Source organism: Allosediminivita pacifica (assembly GCF_003054175.1).
Taxonomy (GTDB): domain Bacteria; phylum Pseudomonadota; class Alphaproteobacteria; order Rhodobacterales; family Rhodobacteraceae; genus Allosediminivita; species Allosediminivita pacifica.
This window is the reverse complement of sequence record NZ_QBKN01000020.1, coordinates 16,422-35,739: the sequence shown is the minus strand read 5'-3', so window position 1 is coordinate 35,739 and position 19,318 is coordinate 16,422. Positions and strand designations below refer to the sequence as shown.

General features: G+C 65.3%; 22 protein-coding genes. 11 read left to right on the top strand and 11 right to left on the bottom strand.

The window, feature by feature from the left end; genetic code table 11:
• Positions 1–114 precede the first annotated feature (114 nt).
• Positions 115–741 (top strand): GcrA family cell cycle regulator, encoded by a 627-nt coding sequence (locus C8N44_RS15275; RefSeq protein WP_107977643.1) that lies wholly within the window; start codon positions 115–117, stop codon positions 739–741.
• A gap of 66 nt (positions 742–807) precedes the next feature.
• Here the strand turns inward: C8N44_RS15275 and C8N44_RS15270 are convergent, their stop codons facing one another.
• Positions 808–1,290: a GyrI-like domain-containing protein gene (locus tag C8N44_RS15270; protein WP_158274066.1), complete on the bottom strand. Its 483-nt coding sequence runs from the start codon at positions 1,288–1,290 to the stop codon at positions 808–810.
• Positions 1,291–1,495: 205 nt separating this feature from the next.
• Here C8N44_RS15270 and C8N44_RS15265 point away from each other — a divergent pair, with 205 nt between their 5' ends.
• Positions 1,496–2,254 (top strand): electron transfer flavoprotein subunit beta/FixA family protein, encoded by a 759-nt coding sequence (locus C8N44_RS15265; RefSeq protein WP_107977641.1) that lies wholly within the window; start codon positions 1,496–1,498, stop codon positions 2,252–2,254.
• Entirely contained in the window at positions 2,254–3,180 is a 927-nt protein-coding gene (locus C8N44_RS15260) for an electron transfer flavoprotein subunit alpha/FixB family protein (protein ID WP_107977640.1), read from the top strand. The genes C8N44_RS15265 and C8N44_RS15260 overlap by 1 nt, the downstream gene beginning before the upstream one ends.
• Before the next feature lie 61 nt (positions 3,181–3,241).
• Here the strand turns inward: C8N44_RS15260 and C8N44_RS15255 are convergent, their stop codons facing one another.
• Together C8N44_RS15255 and C8N44_RS15250 are read right to left on the bottom strand one after the other, a co-directional pair.
• Positions 3,242–4,843, bottom strand: a complete 1,602-nt coding sequence (locus tag C8N44_RS15255; RefSeq protein ID WP_107977639.1) for a DUF1217 domain-containing protein — start codon at positions 4,841–4,843, stop codon at positions 3,242–3,244.
• Between the two features lie 65 nt (positions 4,844–4,908).
• Positions 4,909–5,748: a DUF6473 family protein gene (locus tag C8N44_RS15250; protein WP_107977638.1), complete on the bottom strand. Its 840-nt coding sequence runs from the start codon at positions 5,746–5,748 to the stop codon at positions 4,909–4,911.
• Between the two features lie 159 nt (positions 5,749–5,907).
• Between C8N44_RS15250 and C8N44_RS15245 the strand changes: the two genes are divergently transcribed.
• Positions 5,908–6,783 carry a 3-hydroxybutyryl-CoA dehydrogenase gene (locus tag C8N44_RS15245; protein WP_107977637.1) on the top strand — a complete coding sequence of 292 codons (876 nt, stop codon included), beginning with the start codon at positions 5,908–5,910 and terminating at the stop codon, positions 6,781–6,783.
• 105 nt (positions 6,784–6,888) lie between these two features.
• Here the strand turns inward: C8N44_RS15245 and C8N44_RS15240 are convergent, their stop codons facing one another.
• Genes C8N44_RS15240 through C8N44_RS15210 form a run of 7 tightly spaced genes read right to left on the bottom strand, consistent with a single transcriptional unit; the run spans position 6,889 to position 12,318 of the window.
• Positions 6,889–7,773, bottom strand: a complete 885-nt coding sequence (locus C8N44_RS15240; RefSeq protein ID WP_107977636.1) for a lysophospholipid acyltransferase family protein — start codon at positions 7,771–7,773, stop codon at positions 6,889–6,891.
• A 49-nt stretch (positions 7,774–7,822) separates the two neighbouring features.
• Positions 7,823–8,101, bottom strand: a complete 279-nt coding sequence (locus C8N44_RS15235; protein WP_107977635.1) for an HPr family phosphocarrier protein — start codon at positions 8,099–8,101, stop codon at positions 7,823–7,825.
• A 36-nt stretch (positions 8,102–8,137) separates the two neighbouring features.
• Positions 8,138–8,536 (bottom strand): PTS sugar transporter subunit IIA, encoded by a 399-nt coding sequence (locus C8N44_RS15230; protein ID WP_107977634.1) that lies wholly within the window; start codon positions 8,534–8,536, stop codon positions 8,138–8,140.
• Positions 8,537–9,463: an RNase adapter RapZ gene (rapZ, locus tag C8N44_RS15225; protein WP_107977633.1), complete on the bottom strand. Its 927-nt coding sequence runs from the start codon at positions 9,461–9,463 to the stop codon at positions 8,537–8,539.
• Between the two features lies 1 nt (position 9,464).
• The gene (locus C8N44_RS15220) at positions 9,465–9,890 is read right to left on the bottom strand and encodes an HPr kinase/phosphorylase (protein WP_244641024.1); all 426 of its coding nucleotides are present in this window, start codon (positions 9,888–9,890) and stop codon (positions 9,465–9,467) included.
• A 4-nt stretch (positions 9,891–9,894) separates the two neighbouring features.
• Entirely contained in the window at positions 9,895–11,613 is a 1,719-nt protein-coding gene (locus C8N44_RS15215) for a sensor histidine kinase (protein ID WP_107977631.1), read from the bottom strand.
• Between the two features lie 3 nt (positions 11,614–11,616).
• Entirely contained in the window at positions 11,617–12,318 is a 702-nt protein-coding gene (locus tag C8N44_RS15210; RefSeq protein ID WP_107977630.1) for a response regulator transcription factor, read from the bottom strand.
• A 341-nt stretch (positions 12,319–12,659) separates the two neighbouring features.
• Between C8N44_RS15210 and C8N44_RS15205 the strand changes: the two genes are divergently transcribed.
• The 6 genes from C8N44_RS15205 to C8N44_RS15180 all read left to right on the top strand — a co-directional run bounded on the left by C8N44_RS15205 (position 12,660) and on the right by C8N44_RS15180 (position 17,715).
• Positions 12,660–14,258, top strand: a complete 1,599-nt coding sequence (locus C8N44_RS15205; protein WP_107977629.1) for a phosphoenolpyruvate carboxykinase — start codon at positions 12,660–12,662, stop codon at positions 14,256–14,258.
• Positions 14,255–14,791: a DUF3859 domain-containing protein gene (locus tag C8N44_RS15200; RefSeq protein ID WP_107977628.1), complete on the top strand. Its 537-nt coding sequence runs from the start codon at positions 14,255–14,257 to the stop codon at positions 14,789–14,791. Before C8N44_RS15205 ends, C8N44_RS15200 begins: the two co-directional genes overlap by 4 nt.
• 214 nt (positions 14,792–15,005) lie before the next feature.
• Complete coding sequence (locus C8N44_RS15195; RefSeq protein ID WP_107977627.1) at positions 15,006–15,506, top strand: type III secretion system chaperone family protein; 501 nt, start codon at positions 15,006–15,008, stop codon at positions 15,504–15,506.
• A gap of 112 nt (positions 15,507–15,618) precedes the next feature.
• A complete protein-coding gene (gene proC, locus C8N44_RS15190; RefSeq protein WP_107977626.1) occupies positions 15,619–16,434 on the top strand; it encodes a pyrroline-5-carboxylate reductase in 816 nt (271 codons plus the stop codon).
• Complete coding sequence (locus tag C8N44_RS15185; protein ID WP_107977703.1) at positions 16,427–16,765, top strand: tRNA-binding protein; 339 nt, start codon at positions 16,427–16,429, stop codon at positions 16,763–16,765. The genes proC and C8N44_RS15185 overlap by 8 nt, the downstream gene beginning before the upstream one ends.
• Positions 16,762–17,715, top strand: a complete 954-nt coding sequence (locus tag C8N44_RS15180; RefSeq protein WP_107977625.1) for a 2-hydroxyacid dehydrogenase — start codon at positions 16,762–16,764, stop codon at positions 17,713–17,715. Before C8N44_RS15185 ends, C8N44_RS15180 begins: the two co-directional genes overlap by 4 nt.
• 3 nt (positions 17,716–17,718) lie before the next feature.
• Here C8N44_RS15180 and C8N44_RS15175 read toward each other — a convergent pair whose 3' ends face one another.
• Positions 17,719–17,973, bottom strand: a complete 255-nt coding sequence (locus C8N44_RS15175; RefSeq protein ID WP_107977624.1) for a hypothetical protein — start codon at positions 17,971–17,973, stop codon at positions 17,719–17,721.
• A gap of 114 nt (positions 17,974–18,087) precedes the next feature.
• On the opposite strand from C8N44_RS15175, the gene C8N44_RS15170 reads away from it, so the two are divergent.
• The gene (locus tag C8N44_RS15170; RefSeq protein ID WP_107977623.1) at positions 18,088–19,206 is read left to right on the top strand and encodes a beta-ketoacyl-ACP synthase III; all 1,119 of its coding nucleotides are present in this window, start codon (positions 18,088–18,090) and stop codon (positions 19,204–19,206) included.
• Positions 19,207–19,318 lie beyond the last annotated feature (112 nt).

Below are 19,318 nucleotides of genomic sequence, written 5' to 3'. Positions count from 1 at the left end.
CTGGCGCGGTTCGGGCGCCTTGTAACTCGGGGCGTGATGATTAGTATAGGGGCACTCGAGTTTTCCGACAGGCGGCCTGATCGCGGGCCGCCTTTTCGATAGAGGTAATCCCCCATGTCCTGGACCGATGAACGTGTCGAGCTGCTGAAGAAGATGTGGTCCGAAGGCCAGTCCGCGAGCCAGATCGCGAAGGAGCTGGGCGGCGTGACGCGCAACGCGGTGATCGGCAAGGTGCATCGACTGGGCCTGTCGAACCGTGCCGGCGCTGCGCCTGCCCCGGCCGCCGCGCCCGCTGCTGCGGCCGCTGCGCCGGTGAAGGAAGCGAAACCTGTCAAGGAACCGCGTCCCGAGCCGGAAATCGCCGAGCCTGTTGCCCCCGCCGCTGCGGCCGAGCCCGAACCCGAGCCGGCGATCCCCGCCGCCGAGGAACGGCCTGCAGCCGCGCCGGTCAGCCGGACCGGCAAGACCATAGTGCCCGCTGGCCAGCCCCTGCCGCCGCAACCCTCGGCCAACGAGATCAGCCCCGAAGCGCTGGCGAAAGTGAGTGAAGTGGAAAAGAAGGCCAAGAAGCTGACGCTGATGGAGCTGACCGAGCGGACCTGCAAGTGGCCCGTCGGCGATCCTGCGACGCCGGACTTCTGGTTCTGTGGCCTGCCCGTGCAGCAGGGCAAGCCCTACTGCGAGGCGCATGTGGGCGTGGCCTTCCAGCCCATGAGTTCGCGCCGAGACCGTCGCCGCTGAGGCGCCGGGCAGATTAGACAGGATGAGGCTCCGCCAAAGGCGGGGCCTTTTTCGTTTGGGCGTGTGCTACTCGGCCTCGTCTGTCACGGGCACCCATATCTCGTAGGCCATGACGTCGGGGCCGTTGCGGTCGTCCGGCGGGTAGCGCTCGAAGACCGCGCCCTCCCGGATCTGGCGACCCGAGGCGGGGAGCCATTCGGAGAACATCCGGTCGAAGTCGCGGGTCATCCGCGCGATGGGGCCGAGCCTGCGCAGCACGGCATAGGTGCCCGCCGAGAGCGTCACGGCGTCGAGCCCCTCGGGGAGGGGGGTGGGTGGAGCCGGAACTTCCTTGCCCACGCAGTAGCGAAAGCCACCGGCGGGATCCATTTCAAACGAGACGCCGAACGTCGGCCCCTCGATCGCGCCGGGGATCCGGTGGCCGGCGTCGAAGAATTCCTGCCATTGTCGCGGTATCTCGGAGCGGCGCATCATGGTGTATCGGCGGGTCGTGCCGACGATCACGCGCTCGGGCGCGGAGAGGATTTCAGGGGCAAGCGGTTCGCTCATGGAGGGCGCATCCCTTCTGGGGTCTTCTGGCGCCTCGTGATACCGCATCGGTGACCGCGCGTCGTCCCTTTGCGCGCCAACGCGGCGTCGGATGGCGTTAACGTGACGTTTTTGCTCTGTTTCCACCTGGTGCAGCACGCTATCACGCGGTCTGAGGAACCCGCGGGCGCGCGAAGTTGCGCCGCAAGCCGAGGAGAGACACGCAATGAAGGTACTGGTGCCTGTCAAGCGCGTGATCGATTACAACGTGAAGGTTCGCGTGAAAGCGGACGGGAGCGGTGTCGATCTTGCGAACGTGAAGATGTCGATGAACCCCTTCGACGAGATTGCCGTGGAAGAGGCGATCCGGCTGAAGGAAGCCGGTAAGGCCGACGAGGTCGTGGCGGTATCGATCGGCGTGAAGCAGGCGCAGGAGACACTGCGCACGGCGCTGGCCATGGGCGCCGACCGGGCGATCCTCGTGGTGGCTGCGGATGACGTTCACCAGGACATCGAGCCTCTGGCCGTGGCCAAGATCCTTGCCAAGGTGGTCGAGGAAGAAGCCCCCGGGCTGGTCCTGATGGGCAAGCAGGCCATCGACAACGACATGAACGCGACCGGGCAGATGCTCTCGGCGCTCATGGGCTGGAGCCAGGCGACCTATGCCAACGCGCTCGAGGTCGAGGGCGACAGCGCCGTGGTGACCCGCGAGGTCGACGGCGGCCTGCAGACCGTGAAGGTGAAGATGCCGACCATCGTCACCACCGACCTGCGCCTGAACGAGCCGCGCTATGCCTCGCTGCCCAACATCATGAAGGCCAAGAAGAAGCCGCTCGATGAAAAGACCGCCGCCGACTACGGCGTCGACGTCGCGCCGCGCCTGGAGATCGTGAAGACCGGCGAACCGCCGGTGCGCGAGGCAGGCGAAATGGTCGGTTCGGTCGACGAGTTGGTGTCCAAGCTCAAAGAGAAGGGGATCGTGTGATGGCCGTTCTGCTGATTGCCGAGATCAACGACGGCGCCCTGTCGATGGACGCCACCGCCAAGGCCGTAAGCGCGGTATCCGCGCTGGGCGACGTGACACTGCTCGCCTGCGGTGCTTCCGCCAAGGAAGCCGCCGCTGAGGCGGCCACGATTGAGGGTGTCTCCAAGGTGCTGGTAGCCGAGGACGCGCTTTACGGCCATCGTCTGGCCGAGCCGGTGGCGGCGCTGATCGTCTCGCTTGCGGGCGACTACAGCCATATCGTGGCGCCGGCGACGACGGATGCGAAGAACATCCTGCCGCGCGTGGCAGCGCTGCTGGACGTGATGATCCTGACCGACGTGAGCGGTGTGGTCGACGCCGATACGTTCGAGCGCCCGATCTACGCGGGCAACGCCGTTCAGACGGTGAAGTCTTCGGACAGCGTGAAGGTTCTGACGGTGCGGACCTCGACCTTCGACGCGGCGGGCACAGGCGCCGCCGCCCCGGTCGAGGACATCGCCGCCGGCGAGAACCCGGGTCTGTCCGAATGGGTCGAGGACAAGGTCGCCGAGAGCGACCGTCCCGAGCTGACCTCGGCGGGGATCGTGGTCTCGGGCGGCCGCGGCATCGGCTCGGAAGAGAACTTCGAGATGATCGAGAAGCTGGCCGACAAGCTTGGCGCCGCCGTGGGCGCGTCGCGCGCCGCCGTCGATTCGGGCTTTGCGCCGAACGACTGGCAGGTGGGCCAGACCGGCAAGGTCGTGGCGCCGGATCTCTACATCGCCGTGGGCATCTCGGGTGCGATCCAGCACCTTGCCGGCATGAAGGACAGCAAGGTGATCGTGGCAATCAACAAGGACGAGGAGGCGCCGATCTTCCAGGTGGCCGACTACGGACTGGTCGCCGACCTCTTCGAGGCCGTCCCGGAACTTACCGACAAGCTCTGAGGCTTTAGGTCACGAAAGTCATGACGGCCCGCCAATTAGCGGGCCGTTGTCATTTCGGGGATCAGCGGCGCTGCTGTTGCGCCGAGGCAAGCAACGTGGCCGCGATGCTGGTGCTGCTGGCAAAACCCGCGTCGTTGGAGAGACTGGACATGGCGAGAAAGCGGCGTCGCAATTCGTTCATCTTGTCGGGTTCGAGGAAATCCTTGAGCGAGTCGACGCCGAACTGGCGTTCGGCCCGCGCCTGGAAGATGGAAAGCTGCTGGTCCACGTCAATCTGGGCCAGGCTGTCAGGCAGCCCCATGGCGGTCTGGAAGACGGCGCGCAACGGCTCGGAGCCCATCACGCGGAACCACATGGCGTTGTCGGAGCCGCCCCGGCCCACAAGCGTGTCGAGTTCGCGTTCGAGGGCGAGCGCGAGGCGCATGTTGTTGTCGCTTTCGCCGACGGCGATCTCGAACTGATGGTCAATGTAGCTTTGGGTTATGGCCTCGGCGAAGCCGGGCGGGTAGCTGGGCGGCGCGTCCGGTTCGCCGAGACCGAAGGCGCGCGACATCGCGAGGTAGCGCTTGTCGTCGAGCAGGTTCACGAGGGAATTGGGGTCCGCGGGGTCCTGTTCGAGCACCAGCCGGAGCGGGTTGTTGTCGGGCGTCTCGTTCGTGAGTCCGAAGAGATCCAGCGTAGCAAGGCGCACGGGCACGTTTGCCATGACGTCCGAGGCGGTTTCGAACCCGGCCTCGCGCTCCGACAGGACCTCGATGAACTTGGCGGCGGTGCCGGGTTCCTCGTAGGGATCACCAAAGGCGAAGGCGTCCGAGAAGGCGGCCCAGCGCTTGTCGTCGAGCGTGTTGGCGAAGCTGGCGTCGTCGTAGAGGTCCGATTCCAGCACGTCGCGCAGGAAGCTGGTGTCGTCGATGCGGTCCTCGAGTCCGAAGAGCCCCAGCGCGCTTTGAAGCAGGGCCCTGTCTTCGAGCAAGTCGTCGGCGGAGGTCAGCGAATCGATCCGGTCCTCGAAGAGCGCGGCAAAGCCCACGGCGCTTTTCGACAGTTCGGCCTTTTGTTGAAAGTCGAAGGCCTGCGCGAGTTCCACCAGCCGCGGATCGCCCAGCCGGTTCACGAAGCTCGTCTCGTCCGAGAGATCGGATTCGAGCACCTGCTGCAGGAAGTAGGTGTTGCCCTCCATATCCTCGAGATTGAACTGGCGCAGCGTCGCGCGCAGAAGGCTGCCGTTCGACAGCAGGTCATCGGGCGTGGCCACATCGGCCAGCTGGCTCTGTGCAGCCTCGGCGGTGGCCACATGCGCCAGGCTCGGCCCCGCCTCGCCGGCGAAGTTGAAGGTCCGGGCAAGGTCGAGATATCGCTTGTCGCTCAGCCGGTTGGCCAGCGAGGTCGGGTCCGTCAGGTCGGATTCGAGCACGCGCCGGATGAAGGCGCGGTTGTCGAGGTCTTCGCCCAGACCGAAGGCCCCGAGCGCCACCTTGAGCACCTGGCGGTCCTTCATGAGATCGTCGACGCTTTCGATGCCCTTGATCTTGTCGGCAAAACCGGCCGTCTCGCGCGCGACAAGGCCGCCGCGTGCGAAACTCGCCTGCTGGGTGTCCAGCGTGCGGTTCAGGTAGCTCCAGCCGGCAAAGCCCGAAGCGGGCAGGACAGGCACGTAGGTCATTTCGGGTCCCCATAGTGGGATGGCGCCGCGCGGGCACCGCCTGACGATGTCTTACCGCGCCGCTCTTAATCGTGCCTTAAGTCGGCCGGCAGCAGGTCGCGCAGCAGTGGCAGCAGCTCTGCCGCGGCGCGTTCATGGGCCGCGGGCCCGGGCAGGACCGCAGCCGCCGGGGCGGAGAAGCCGGGTAGCGGCTGATCAGTGCCGGAGAAGACGCCCCGGGGCGCCGCGATCTCGACCTGGCCAGCGAGGTGCGGGCGCAGGGCTTCGAGCATTTCGCGCGTGACGAGCAGCGGTTCGCAGTCCCCGATCTCCTCGGCGCGTTCGGGCGGCAGGCGATCCGAGATCCAGAGCAGCAGGACCGGTCCGGGGATCAGCGCGCAGAGCGCGGTCATGCGGGCGATCCAGGCGCTCTTGAGTTCGCGGAACACGGCGGCGCTGCGCTTTTCGCAGATGGCATGTAGCCGGCTGAGCATGTGGCGCGTGAAGTGGAACTCGGTGAAATCGACTTCGGGATAGAGGAGGGCGAGCGTCGGCGAAGCGCTGAGGAAGCGATCGTTGCGGCGCGGATGAACGCTGTAGTAGCGATTCGAGAGGTTGTGCGCGCCCATGGCCTGGATCACGACGGCCTTGGCGCCCGCGAGTATCTGGGACAAGCCGGGGTCGTGCAGGAAGCTGTCGATGCCGGCGTTGACCACGCCGAGGTTGACGCAGTCCAGGCCGAGTTCGCGGTCGAGCAGGTCGGGCCAAGGGGCGGATATGAATCGGCCGTAGGTTTCGGTGCTTCCGATGCAGATGACGTGGTCTCGTTGCAGATCGCGGCAGGGGCCGCGGAACTGAAGGCGGCTACCTTCGTAGCCGCATGGACTGTAATCGAGGCAGTCCTTCCCCGTTGGGACATGTTGCATGTCACCCCCAAGATATTTTCTCACCCGCGACCAGAATCGGCCATATCCCTTGCGGTTTTGCTAAGAGCGCTGCTGGTTGGCGGGCGCCGGCCATCCTGCTTGCGGCGGTGCGGCACGCGCGCCTATGGTGGCGCCGCGACTGGCATAAGGGACATGGGCATGGACATCGGATCTGTAGGGATCATCGGCGCGGGACAGATGGGCAACGGCATCGCCCATGTGATGGCGCTGGCGGGCTATGACGTGGTCCTGAACGATGTCAGCCAGGAGGCGCTCGACGGCGCCCTTGGCCGTATCGAGAAGAACCTCGACCGCCAGGTCTCGAAGGGCAAACTCGAACAGGAGATGCGCGACGCGGCTGTGGCCCGCATTTCCACCACGCTCGAACTCGACCCCGTCGGGCAGTGCGATCTCGTGATCGAGGCCGCGACCGAGCGCGAGGAGGTCAAGCAGAAGATCTTCGACGCGCTGGTGCCCAAGCTGAAACCCGAGACGATCCTGACCTCGAATACCTCGTCGATCTCGATCACACGGCTGGCATCGCGCACGGACCGCCCCGAAAGGTTCATGGGCTTCCATTTCATGAACCCGGTGCCGGTGATGAGCCTTGTCGAGCTGATCCGCGGGATCGCGACCGATCAGGAAACCTACGAGGCCTGCCTTGCCGTGGTCGAGAAACTTGGCAAGACCGCCGCCAGTGCCGAGGATTTCCCGGCCTTCATCGTGAACCGCATCCTGGTTCCGATGATCAACGAGGCGGTCTATACGCTCTACGAGGGTGTGGGCAACGTCAGCAGCATCGACGAGGCCATGAAGCTCGGCGCCAACCATCCCATGGGCCCGCTGGAGCTTGCCGATTTCATCGGGCTCGACACCTGCCTGGCCATCATGAACGTGCTGCACGACGGGCTCGCGGATACTAAGTACCGGCCCTGTCCGCTTCTGACGAAATACGTCGAAGCCGGCTGGCTGGGCCGCAAGGCCGGTCGGGGGTTCTACGACTATCGTGGCGACACGCCCGTCCCCACGCGCTGACGCGCCGCTTCTTTTCGCCACAAATACCTCGGGGTCTGGGGGCAGAGCCCCCGGCGGGTCGGCCCGCGCAGCGGGGCGAAACCGTGTTGGGGGCGGCGGGGCCGGTTACCCCGCCCTGCCGAGCCCCAGGGTCATTTCACGCAGCCAGGCCACGAATTCGCGCTGACCGCCGGGGAAGGCGCGGATCGCGTCGGGGGCGATGGGCTCTCCGACCACCGGGGCCTGCGGGCGGTTGCAGGCGTGAACGACCTCGTGGATCAGCAGGCCCTGCCGGACGGTGGGCGAGACGCGGTTGGCGATCTGATAGGCGCGCGAGTTCTGGCCGGGGAAATAGACTGGCACTACCGTGGCGCCCGAACGCTGGATCATCTTTGCGGTGAATGGGTTCCAGCCGGCCTCGACCGCGGGGCCCCACCAGCTTTCGGAGGAGGCGACGACGCCCGAAGGGAAGAGTACGATCACGCCGCCGTCCTTGAGGTGCCCCATGGCGCGGGCGCGCATCTCGAGGCTCTGCTCGCGGGCGTCCTCCTCGTGGGGGAAGGGCACCGGGATCATGAATTCCTCGACCTCCTTCACGCCGGTCAGAAGCGAGCGGGTCAGGATCTTGTAGTCGGTGCGCACACGGCCGATGAGTTCGGCCAGGACCATGCCGTCGACAAGCCCGTGCGGGTGGTTCGCGACGATGATGACCGGCCCCTTTTCCGGGATCCGGGCGACCTGTTCCTCGGGGGTGGCCAGCTCGATCCCCATGATCGAGAGTGCCTGTTTCCAGAAGGCGTGCCCCTCGGCGGGGCCCATGCGCTCGAAGCGGCGCACCATGCGCAGCAGGGGCAGCTTGCCGGTCAGCCATTCGAGCGTGCGAATGGTGTTGGCCTTCCACGGGTTCGTGAAGGTATTGGCGTAGCTGAGCTTGCGCTTGTCATAGGGGGCCGGATTGGGACGGGTCACCCCCTGGCGTCGCGCGACTGTGGCTTGATAGCTCTCCACCATGCGCCCGTCTCTGTCCCGTTTCATGCGCCGCGGAGCTCTTCCGCGGGCCTCAGCATTCCTCTCCGAAGCGGTCCCCCACCAGGGCTTCGACCGCGTCTGCCAGGGCCTCCGCTTGCGGACCCCGCGTCTGAACCTCAATAGAGGTTCCTTTGGACGCTGCCAACATCAAAAGGCCCATGATGCTGTCGCCGCTCGCGGAGATGCCGTCACGCCATACCTCGGCCGTGGCATCGAAACGCTCCACCACTTCGACCAGTTTTGCCGAGGCGCGCGCGTGCAGGCCCTTCTCGTTGACGATCTTGAGAACGCGGCTCGCGGAGCCTGTCATGGGCAAGGAGTCCTTCCTGGGTGGGCAGGGCGCGGATCAGCAGCTTTCCGCGGTGATGTCCTGGCTGTCAATATACTTGCGGCCGGCTTCGAGCGCGCCGCGGACGGCCTCGGGGACCGGTTTGCCGCGGCTCTTCACCAGCTTGATGAGCATCGGGAGGTTGGCGCCGTAGAGGATCCGGCGGTTGGCGGGAGTGCAGGCGGCGAGGCTCAGGTTCGAGGGCGAGCCGCCGAACATGTCGGTCACGATCACGACCCCGTCGCCGGTATCGACCGCATTTGCGGCGGCGCAGATCTCGTCCTGCTTGGAGGTGCGGTTGCAGTCGGCCTCGATGGCGACGGCACGCATGCCGGTCTGCGCACCGACCACGTGTTCGACCGCCGAAAGATATTCCCGGGCGAGTCCGCCATGCGCCACGATGACGATGCCGATCACTTAGGACACCTTTCCGAGCTTGTCCGCCTCGCGGCTGGTGGTGGCGGTCAGGCCGCGCCGTTCCAGTTCGCGATGACGAATAGACACGTGCCAGCCGGACTGTGCAAGGGCGCGGGCGACGCTTTCGGTGATCGCGACGGAACGGTGTTGCCCGCCGGTACATCCGAAGCCCACCGAGAAGTGGGCCTTGCCCTCACGGACATGCGCGGGAAGCACGAAGGTGAGCAGGTCCACGACGCGGTCGAGGAAGGGCGCGCTGCTGGGGTCGGCGGCGACGTAGTCGGCAACAGCGGGATCGAGACCGGTGAAGGGCCGGAGTTCCGGCTCCCAGTGGGGGTTGTTCAGGAAGCGCACGTCGAGCGCCATGTCCACACCTGTGGGCAGGCCGCGCTTGTAGGAGAAGGAATGCAGCGAGATCGCCATGCGCTGTCCCGTGTCGCCGGCGAACCAGCTGCGGATCTCGGCGCCGAGATCGTGCACGGTCATCTCGGTGGTGTCGATGAGGATATCGGCACGGGCGCGCACGTCATCAAGGAGGGCGCGTTCGCGGGCGATCCCCTCGGCCGGGCTGTCACCCGGCGCCAACGGGTGGCGGCGGCGGGTTTCGGAATAGCGGCGGGCGAGGATCTCGGGCGCGCAGTCGATGTAGAGCAGGTCGCAGCGCAGGGGCGGGTAGGCGGCAAGGTTGGCGTGCAGTTCGGCGAGCGCCGCGGCCGAGAAATCGCGGTTGCGCACGTCGATGCCGAGCGCGAGCGGGCGCGCCTCGGCCTCTGCGCCCTCGATCAGCCGGGGGACGAGGCTGAGGGGGATGTTGTCGATCGTCTCGAAACCGGCGTCCTCGAGCGCGTTGATCGCAGTGGAGCGCCCGGCGCCCGAGGGGCCGGTGACAAGCACGATGCGCTGTAATGTTTCGTCCGGGTCGGCCATCTCATGCCTCTCTTCCATGCAGAAGATATTGCTGAAGCGCAGCCGCGAAATAGGGGGCCTCGGGATTGTGAAATAGAGGGAATTTGTGTCCGATCACTTCGGTGTGGCGTTCGGGTGGCAGGCGTTTGGTTTCGGGCGTGTCGAGGTCGACCACCGCGGCGAGGGGCGTCGGCCCGGCTGCGGGAGTGCGCAGTATGCCGATGCAGCGCGCCTCGATCAGGCCCGAGATGGCGTCGGGGGCATGCAGGATCGGCGTGCCGTCCTCGTCGCGGATCGCTGTGCGGTCGTCCGAGACGAGCTGCGCCCCGAGGGCGATAAGCTGCAGTGCCAGCGAAGATTTTCCGCTTCCCGAAGCGCCCTGGATGAGAAGGCCGCGCCCGGAGAGCGCCACGGCACTGGCGTGAAGGATGAGAGGCCTGTCGCCCACCGGCTCAGACCGGCAGACCCACCACGAAGCGCGCGCCCAGCGGCTCGGAGGTGGCATCTGCTTCGGTCGGCCGGATGTTCTCGGCCCAGATCACGCCTCCGTGCGCCTCGACGATCTGCTTGGAGATGGCGAGGCCGAGGCCGGAGTTGTTGCCGAAATCGCTTTGCGGGCGCGAGGTGTAGAACCTCTTGAAGATCTTGCCGAGCGCCTCTTCGGGAATGCCGGGGCCGGTGTCCTCGACAACTACCAGCACACGGTTGTCCCGGCGGCGGACCCAGACCCGGATCGCGTCGCCGTCCTCGCAGAAGGAGATGGCATTGGTGATCAGGTTCACGAAGACCTGCGCCAGCCGCGCCTCGAGCCCCGAGATGCGGATCTGATCCTTCGGCAGGTCGGTGATGAACTCGATTCCCTTGCCCTTGGCGTCCTCGCCGAGGAACTCCCCGATGTTGGAGAGCATGTCGAGCAGGTTGAATTCCTGCTCCTCTTCCTTGACCAGCTCGGAGTCGAGCCGCGAGGCGTTTGAAATGTCGCTGACCAGACGATCGAGCCGGCGCACGTCGTGTTCGATCACGTCGAGCAGCTTTTCGCGGTGTTCCTCTTTGCGGACCATGCGCAGGCTGCCGACGGCAGACCGCAGGCTCGCGAGCGGGTTCTTGATCTCATGGGCTACGTCGGCGGCAAACTGTTCGTTGCTGTCGATGCGGTCGTAAAGCGCGCTGACCATCCCGCGAAGTGCGCCGGAGAGCCGGCCGATCTCGTCGGGCCGGGCGGTGAGGTCGGGGATGCGAATGCGCCCCGTGGACATCTTGGAGCGGTTGCGCTGCCGGCCGATCTCGGCCGCGTCGGCAAGGTCGGAGATCGGGTTGGCAATGGTGGAAGCGAGAACGAGGCTAAGGCCGATGGAAACCAGCGTCCCGATCACGAACATCTGCAAGACGCGTTCGCGTTCGGCGGTGACCGCGGCGTCGATCTCCTGCGCTGTGGAAACGACGGCGACGTGGCCGACGATGGAACCGTCCCGGACAATCGGCGAGATCGCGGTAAATTCGGTTGCGCCGCCGTCGCCCATCCCGGCCTCGACATAGGTGGCGGCGGGCTCGGTCTGCGTGATCAACTGGCGAAGACGATCTTCGAGCGGCAAGTCGGGCGTGGCGTCGAAGTAGTCGAACAAGCCACGGGCCCAGCCCCAGACGGCGTCGAGAGCCTTGGCGATGAAGGTCGGAGACCGTTCTTCCTCTCGTGTCTCGAGCGCCGGTGAGACCTGCCCCGATTGCTCTGCCACCAGCAGGAGGGCGTCGTCGAAAACAAGGACCTCGTTGGTTGCGGAGAGATCAAGGCCCTCAAGGATGCGCGCAGCGTCGTTGTCGGCCGTCGAACTGTTCGGCGTGGCCATCTCGCCCGGCGGGCGCGCTTCGAACACATCGGCGATGAGCTCTACCTGCGCCTGGAGCGAATTGGCATGCTGGATGGCCAGGGTATCGCGCGAGGAGTTGAGCCACAGGATCCCGAGAACGAGGATGTTCAGCGCGATCAGGTTGAATGTGATGATCTTGCGGGTCAGCGGCGAGCGGTTGAGAGAGAGCAGCCCGCGGCGCGCACGGGTATCGCGCATTTCCTGCTCGACCGTGGAGTCGGGGGCAACCCAGTCATCCCCCAGCACGACATCGCCATCGCGCCGTTCGGCATCCTTCTTGCCGGAGAGCCGTTCGGCCAATGCCATCGCCTACTCTTCGTTGTAGCGGTATCCGATACCGTAGAGCGTTTCGATCGCCGAGAATTCCGGATCGACAGTGCGCATCTTCTTGCGCAGGCGCTTGATGTGACTGTCGATCGTGCGGTCGTCGACATAGACCTGATCGTCGTAGGCGACGTCCATGAGCTGGTCGCGCGACTTCACGAAGCCGGGCCGCTGGGCGAGCGCCTGCAGCAGCAGGAATTCCGTTACAGTCAGCGAGACATCCATGCCCTTCCAGGTCACGGAGTGGCGCAGCGGATCCATGGAGAGCGAACCGCGCACCATGAGCTTGGCTTCCTCGCTTTCGCCGGTCGCGTCGCCGGCGACGGCCTCCTGGCGGCGGAGCAGCGCGCGGATGCGCTCAACAAGAAGACGCTGGCTGAACGGCTTCTTCACGTAGTCGTCGGCGCCCATGCGCAGGCCCAGGACCTCGTCGATCTCGTCATCCTTGGAGGTGAGGAAGATCACCGGCATCTTGGATTTCTGGCGGACGCGCTGAAGCAGATCCATGCCGTCCATTCGGGGCATCTTGATGTCGAAGACGGCCATGTCGGGCATCTGCTTGTTGAACGCATCGAGTGCTGCCTGACCGTCATGATAGGTTTCGACTTCGAAACCCTCGGCCTCGAGGGTCATCGAAACGGAGGTCAGGATGTTTCGATCATCGTCCACAAGGGCGATCTTGGACATGGTTTGTTCCTTAGTAGCTGCTCTGTTGCCAAGCTTTTTCAACAGTATGCGGGACTTCCGGCCTTGCAACAATCCCAAACAGCGAATCAGCACCACGGGCAAGGGGCATGACATTACAAAATCGTGGAGGTTTGACTAATTTGCACACCCGGTGTCGGCGGGTTGCCGCGATGGTATCGCTAAAGGTGATTTGGTTGCGCTAACTCCATACCAACGTCCTGTTCATGTCGGAAAGCACCGTGGTAGATCCATTGGGTGCGGAGATTTCGACCGTGCGAAGGGCATGGAGGATGCCCGGGAAGGACACGCGCGGCAGGGCCGCGGCGACAGGAGCAAAGCAGATGACATTTGGACGGGTGAACCCGGAATTCCGGCTCGAAGATCAGGGAATCGAGGGGCTTGGCAATGTCTATTACAACCTCATGGAGCCGGCGCTGATCGAGGCGGCCCTCAAGCGTGGCGAGGGAACGCTTGGCAAGGGCGGAGCCTTTCTCGTCACCACCGGCAAGTTCACCGGACGTTCGCCGTCGGACAAGTTCGTGGTCCGCTCCCCGGCCGTCGAAGACACGATCTGGTGGGAAAACAACCAGCCGATGGAGCCCTCCGGGTTCGATGCGCTTCATGCCGATATGCTCGAGCACATGAAGGGTGGCGACTATTACGTGCAGGACCTTGTCGGCGGCGCCGACCCCGCCAACGCGATCGACGTGCGCGTGATCTCGGAACTGGCCTGGCACAGCCTTTTCATCCGCCACATGCTGCGGCGTCCCGATCGCGAGGACCTCGACAGCTTCGAGGCGGATTTCACCATCATCAACTGTCCGACCTTCAAGGCGGATCCCGCAAAGCACGGCTGCAAGAGCGAGACGGTGATCGCACTGAACTTCGAGAAGAAGCTCATCCTGATCGCCAACACCGAGTACGCCGGCGAGAACAAGAAATCCGTCTTCACGCTGCTGAACTACATCCTGCCCGGCAAGAACATCATGGCGATGCACTGCTCGGCCAACCACGCGCCGGGCAACCCGGTCGACACCGCGATCTTCTTCGGGTTGTCGGGCACGGGCAAGACGACGCTTTCGGCCGATCCCGACCGCGTTCTGATTGGCGACGACGAACACGGCTGGTCGGACCGGGGCACATTCAACTTCGAGGGTGGCTGCTACGCCAAGACCATCAAGCTGTCGCCCGAGGCTGAGCCCGAGATCTACGCTACGACCGAGATGTTCGGCACCGTGGTTGAGAACATGGTCTTCGATCCCGAAACCTTCGATCTCGACTTCGAGGATGACAGCCTCACGGCGAACATGCGCTGCGCCTACCCGCTGAACTACATATCGAACGCGTCGAAGACGGCGCTGGGCGGGCACCCCAAGAACATCATCATGCTGACCTGCGATGCGTTTGGTGTTCTTCCCCCGATCGCGCGGCTGACCCCGGCGCAGGCGATGTATCACTTCCTGTCGGGCTTCACCGCCAAGGTGGCCGGCACGGAGCGCGGTGTGACCGAGCCCGAACCCACCTTCTCGACCTGTTTCGGGGCGCCGTTCATGCCGCGCCGTCCCGAGGTCTACGGCAACCTCCTGCGCGACAAGATCGCCAAGCACGGCGCGACCTGCTGGCTGGTGAACACCGGCTGGACCGGCGGTGCCTATGGCGCCGGGTCGCGGATGCCGATCAAGGCGACCCGGGCGCTGCTGCACGCGGCGCTGGACGGATCGCTGGCCGATGTCGAGTTCCGCAAGGATCCCAACTTCGGGTTCGAGGTGCCGGTCTCGGTCGAGGGGGTGCCCGAGCTGCTGCTCGATCCGCGCAAGACCTGGGACGACAAGGCCGCCTACGACGCCCAGGCCGAGAAGCTGGTGCAGATGTTCGCAGACAACTTCGAGCAGTACGTCCCCTACATCGATGACGACGTGAAGGCCGTCGCCATCGGATGAGACGGCTGGCGCTGATCGCCGCGCTTTGGGCCGTCCCGGGTTTTGCCCAGGACGGCCCTTCCTCCGTCGTGGCCCCCGCAGGTCTGCTCGAGTACGGCGTGATCTGCGACGTGGACATCGAGGGGCAGCAACCTGCCCCCGATACCGAGAGCGGAAGCCTCAACATCATCGGGGAGGCCGAAGAGGTCGACGTCGTCACGCGGCTAGTCCCGGCGGAGCTGGGTCTGACCTTCGGTGTCCGCCTTGGTATGCAGGAAGGTGCGGTACCACTGGCGGGCCGTGTCGTCGTCGAGCACCCGCCGCTGGGGGCCTCGGGCGTCACCCGAGAAAGCTGGGCGGCCGAGCTTCTGCCGGGCGGTGCGCTGGTCAGCCTCTACTCCTTCGAGGCCGCGCATGAACTGGTCACAGGGCGCTGGATCTTCCGCTTCGAGGCGGGTGACGAGGTTCTGTCGGAGCAGCATTTCGATGTGGTCGATGCTGCCGCGGTGCCTGCAGTGATGGACGCCTGCTTCGATGGCGTCCCCATAAGTTGACGCAATAAATGGGTGAGTCGCCCACTTGTGGATGGTCTTGCAAGGCTGTCCACAACTTATTGCGTGTGTCGCGAATATTTCGCTTTACACTTATGCGAGGGGGTGGGCACCATATCTCGTGAGGGGCGGATGATCCGTCACCACCCTCAGAGCAGGCACCTAGTGTTTGGGGCGCTGCGCGCTTCGGACGCTATCACAACAAAGAGGTGGCGCCATGGCCCTGTCCGAGCAGTTTCTGACCGACGACCTTCATCCCATCGACATGGTGGAGCATCTGGCCGAGACCCAGGACTGGGATTTCGACCGTATCGGCGATGATCAGATCGCGATGGCCGTGGAAGGCCAGTGGCGCACCTATTCCGTGACGCTTGCCTGGTCGCCCATGGATGAAACCCTGCGGCTGATCTGCACCTTCGAAATGGAGCCGCCCGAGGAGCGTCTTCCGGCGCTCTGGGAAGGGTTGAATTCCGTGAACGACCAGTGCTGGGCCGGGGCCTTCAGCTACTGGGACGAGCCGAAGCTCATGGTGTTCAAGTACGGGCTGGTGCTTGCTGGCGGCCAGATGGCGTGCGCCGAGCAGATCAATACCATGATTTCGACGGCGATTCTGGCTTCCGAGCGCTACTATCCGGCATTCCAGCTTATGGTCTACACCGACCGCTCGCCGTCGGATGCCCTGCAGGTCGCCATTGCAGAGGCCTACGGGCACGCCTGACCCTGACCTCTCCCGTGCCCGCTCTTGCATCGCCCGCCGCGGCGCGGCAACAAGGGCGGATGGCGGGGTCCACCGGTCCCCGCCTGATAGTTTTGGCGAGCAGGGGGCGTTGATGCAGGAAACCGATATTGCACGTCGGGGGCTGGTCTTGCTGGGTTGCGGCAAGATGGGATCCGCGATGCTTGAGGGATGGCTGGCGCGAGGTCTTCCGCCCTCCTCGGTCCATGTCATCGACCCCTCCCCGTCGGAATGGCTTCAGGGCACGGGCGTGAACCTCAACGGCGAAACGCCAGCCGATCCCGCCCTGGTTCTGGTCGCCGTGAAGCCCCAAATGATGAGTGATGCGCTGCCGCAGCTTCAGCCTGCCGCGGGCGGTCCGACGCTGTTCGTGTCGGTAGCCGCCGGGGTATCGCTCCAGCGCTACGAGGTGATGCTGGGCGCGGCCACGCCGATCATCCGCGCGATGCCCAACACGCCCGCTGCCGTGGGCAAGGGCATCACCGCCATCGCGGGCAACGCGCAGGTGACGGAAACGCATCTCCAGACCGCCGAGGACCTGCTGTCCGCCGTGGGAGAGGTCGTGAGGCTCGAGGATGAGACGCAGATGGACGCGGTGACGGGCGTCAGCGGGTCGGGGCCGGCCTATGTCTTTCACATGATCGAGGCGATGGCCGCCGCAGGCGAGGCCGAGGGGCTTGCCCCGGATCTGGCGCTTGCCCTGGCGCGGGCCACCGTGGCGGGCGCGGGTGCATTGGCGCAGGAAAGCGGCGAGGACCCGGGCCAGCTGCGCAAGAACGTGACCTCCCCCAATGGCACCACGCAGGCGGGGCTTGAGGTGCTGATGCGGGACGAGGGCGGCCTGCGGCAGCTGGTCGGCGAGACGGTTCATGCCGCCGCTGAACGGTCGCGCGAGCTTGGCCGTGGCTGAAATCGGCTTCGACGATTTCATGGCCGTCGACATCCGGGCGGGCACGGTCCTGCGGGCCGAGTCCTTTCCCGAGGCGCGCAAGCCGGCGATCAAGCTCTGGATCGATTTCGGGGACGAGATCGGCGAGAAGAAAAGCTCGGCCCAGATCACGGCGCATTATGCGCCGGAAGAGCTTGTCGGGACGCAGGTCATGGCGGTCGTCAACTTCCCGCCCCGCCAGATCGGACCCTTCATGTCCGAGGTTCTGGTGCTGGGTGTGCATGATGCCGAGGGCGGCGTGGTGCTGGTGACGCCGGACAAGGGTGTGCCCGACGGCGGGAGGTTGTCATGAGCCGTATCCTTATCACCCGCAGCATGCCGGAGCGTGTCGTTGCCGCCGCGCGCGAACTGGGCGAGGTGACATACCGCGACGAGACAAAGCCGATGGCGCGGGACGGGATGGTCGCCGCGCTGGGCGATTTCGACGGTATCCTGACGACGCTAGGCGACGGCTGGTCCGCGGAGGTTTTCGAAGCCGCGGGCGCGGCGCGTTGCAAGTTGCTTGCGAACTTTGGTGTGGGTTTCAACCACATCGACGTGGAGGCGGCCCGGAAGGCCGGGGTGGTTGTGACGAACACGCCCGGCACGGTGACGGACGGGACCGCCGATCTTGCGTTGACGCTGATCCTGATGACCGCGCGGCGCGCGGGCGAGGGGGAGCGGCTGGTGCGTGCGGGCGCGTGGGGCGGCTGGCACCCGGTGCAGATGCTGGGGCTGCATGTGACGGGCAAGCGGCTGGGCGTGATCGGTATGGGGCGGATCGGTCAGGCCATCGCGCGGCGCTGCCATTTCGGCTTCGGCATGGAGATCGGCTATGTCGCACGGTCGGACAAGACCCTCGATTATCCCGCGACGCGACATGAAAGCCTCGGGGCGCTGGCGTCGGCCTCGGACATCGTCGTGACCGCGGTGCCGGGCGGGGCCGAGACGCATCACATGGTCGGCACCCCGGTTTTCGAAGCGATGCCGGATCACGGGATATTCGTGAACATCGCGCGAGGCGACGTGGTGGACGAGGCGGCGCTGATCGCGGCGCTTGAGGCCCGTCGTATCGCGGGCGCGGGTCTCGACGTCTACGAGTTCGAGCCCGAGGTGCCCGAGGCGTTGAGGGCCCTCGAGAACGTGGTGTTGTTGCCGCACCTCGGGACTGCGGCGCTCGAGGTGCGCGAGGCCATGGGACTTATGGCGGTCGACAACCTTCGTGCCGTTCTGGCCGGCGAGGTGGCGCCGAACAGCGTCTGAGGTTCAGACCTCGGGCGCGTTGCGCGGCGGGATCGTTCCGAAATCCCCCGGCTTGTGGTCCGGGTGCCATTCGGGATCGTTCTTCTTGATCCGGCGGGACACGATGTAGGCCGAGGGCCATGCTGTCGCGATGCCGATGACGGCGGCCATGGCGATTGCCCACCACGTGTACCAGCCGAGACTGAAGAAGACGATGACGAGCGCGCCAGCAATCGAGCCGCCGCTGATCATGCTGAGATAGAGGGCCAGGCGGTCCATGGGATCTCTCCTTTTCCTGCACGTGTGAAACGGCTGACGCAGGGGTACTGTTCCCTTGGTTCTTGACCCGTGTGTCCTAAATGGGTCAGGTCCCGGGCGACCAAGGGAGAGCGCATGTTTCAGCCATCCATCACCGGCCATGGCGTCTTCACGCCCGAGCAGACCATTTCGAACGACGAGCTTGTCGCCTCGTTCAACGCCTATGCGGCGAAGTGGAACGAGGCCCACGCCGACGAGATCGCGCGGGGCGAGCTGGAGGCCAAGACGGAGTCGAGTGCAGGCTTCATCCTCTCGGCCAGCGGGATCGAAAGCCGCCATGTCCTCGAAAAGGAGGGTGTGCTGGATCCGGATCGCATGTTCCCCCGGCTGCGCGAACGCTCCGACGACGAACCCGGCGTGATGGCCGAGATCGCATTGGACGCGGCCGGCAAGGCATTGCAGATGGCGGGGCGCGATGGGAGCGAGATCGACCTTGTGATCTGCGCGGCGTCGAACCACGAGCGCCCCTATCCGGCGGTCGCCATCGAGATCCAGAAGCTGCTGGGCGCGGGGGGCTTTGCCTTCGACATGAACGTGGCCTGTTCCTCGGCCACCTTCGGCATCCAGTCGGCGGCGGACATGATCCGGAGCGGCAGCGTGCGCCGGGCGCTGGTGGTGAGCCCCGAGATCACCTCGGGGCACCTCGAATGGCGCGACCGGGACTGCCACTTCATCTTCGGCGATGTGGCCACGGCCGTGGTGCTGGAGCGTGCCGAAGAGGCCATGGGCGCGCGTTTCGACGTGATATCGACCCGCTGCGCGACCGAGTTCTCGAACAACATCCGCAACAACAACGGCTTCCTTCGGCGCACACGCGACCAGATGGAGGACCGCCGGGACATGCAGTTCATGCAGAACGGTCGAAAGGTCTTCAAGGAAGTGCTGCCGATGGTGTCGCAGCACATCGCGGGGCACCTTGCGGACGAGGGCTGGAGCGCCGGCGATATCCGGCGGCTTTGGCTGCACCAGGCCAACAAGGCGATGAACGATTTCATCGGGAAGAAGGTGCTGGGGCGCGAGCCCGAGGCGGGAGAACAGCCCAACATCCTGCAGGACTATGCCAACACGTCCTCGGCTGGTTCGATCATCGCCTTTTCGAAATATTCCGACGACCTCGAACCGGGGGATCGGGGCGTGATCTGTTCGTTCGGTGCAGGGTATTCGGTCGGCTCGGTGCTGGTCACACGCGCCTGATGCGTTAGGTGGGGTGGCCTGCCGAGGCGATCGGCAGGGGTCCCGCTTGATTGGCGATAAATTCCGTCAGGTATTGCAGCGCCTCCGGCGCGATGCTAGGCGATTGCCGCAA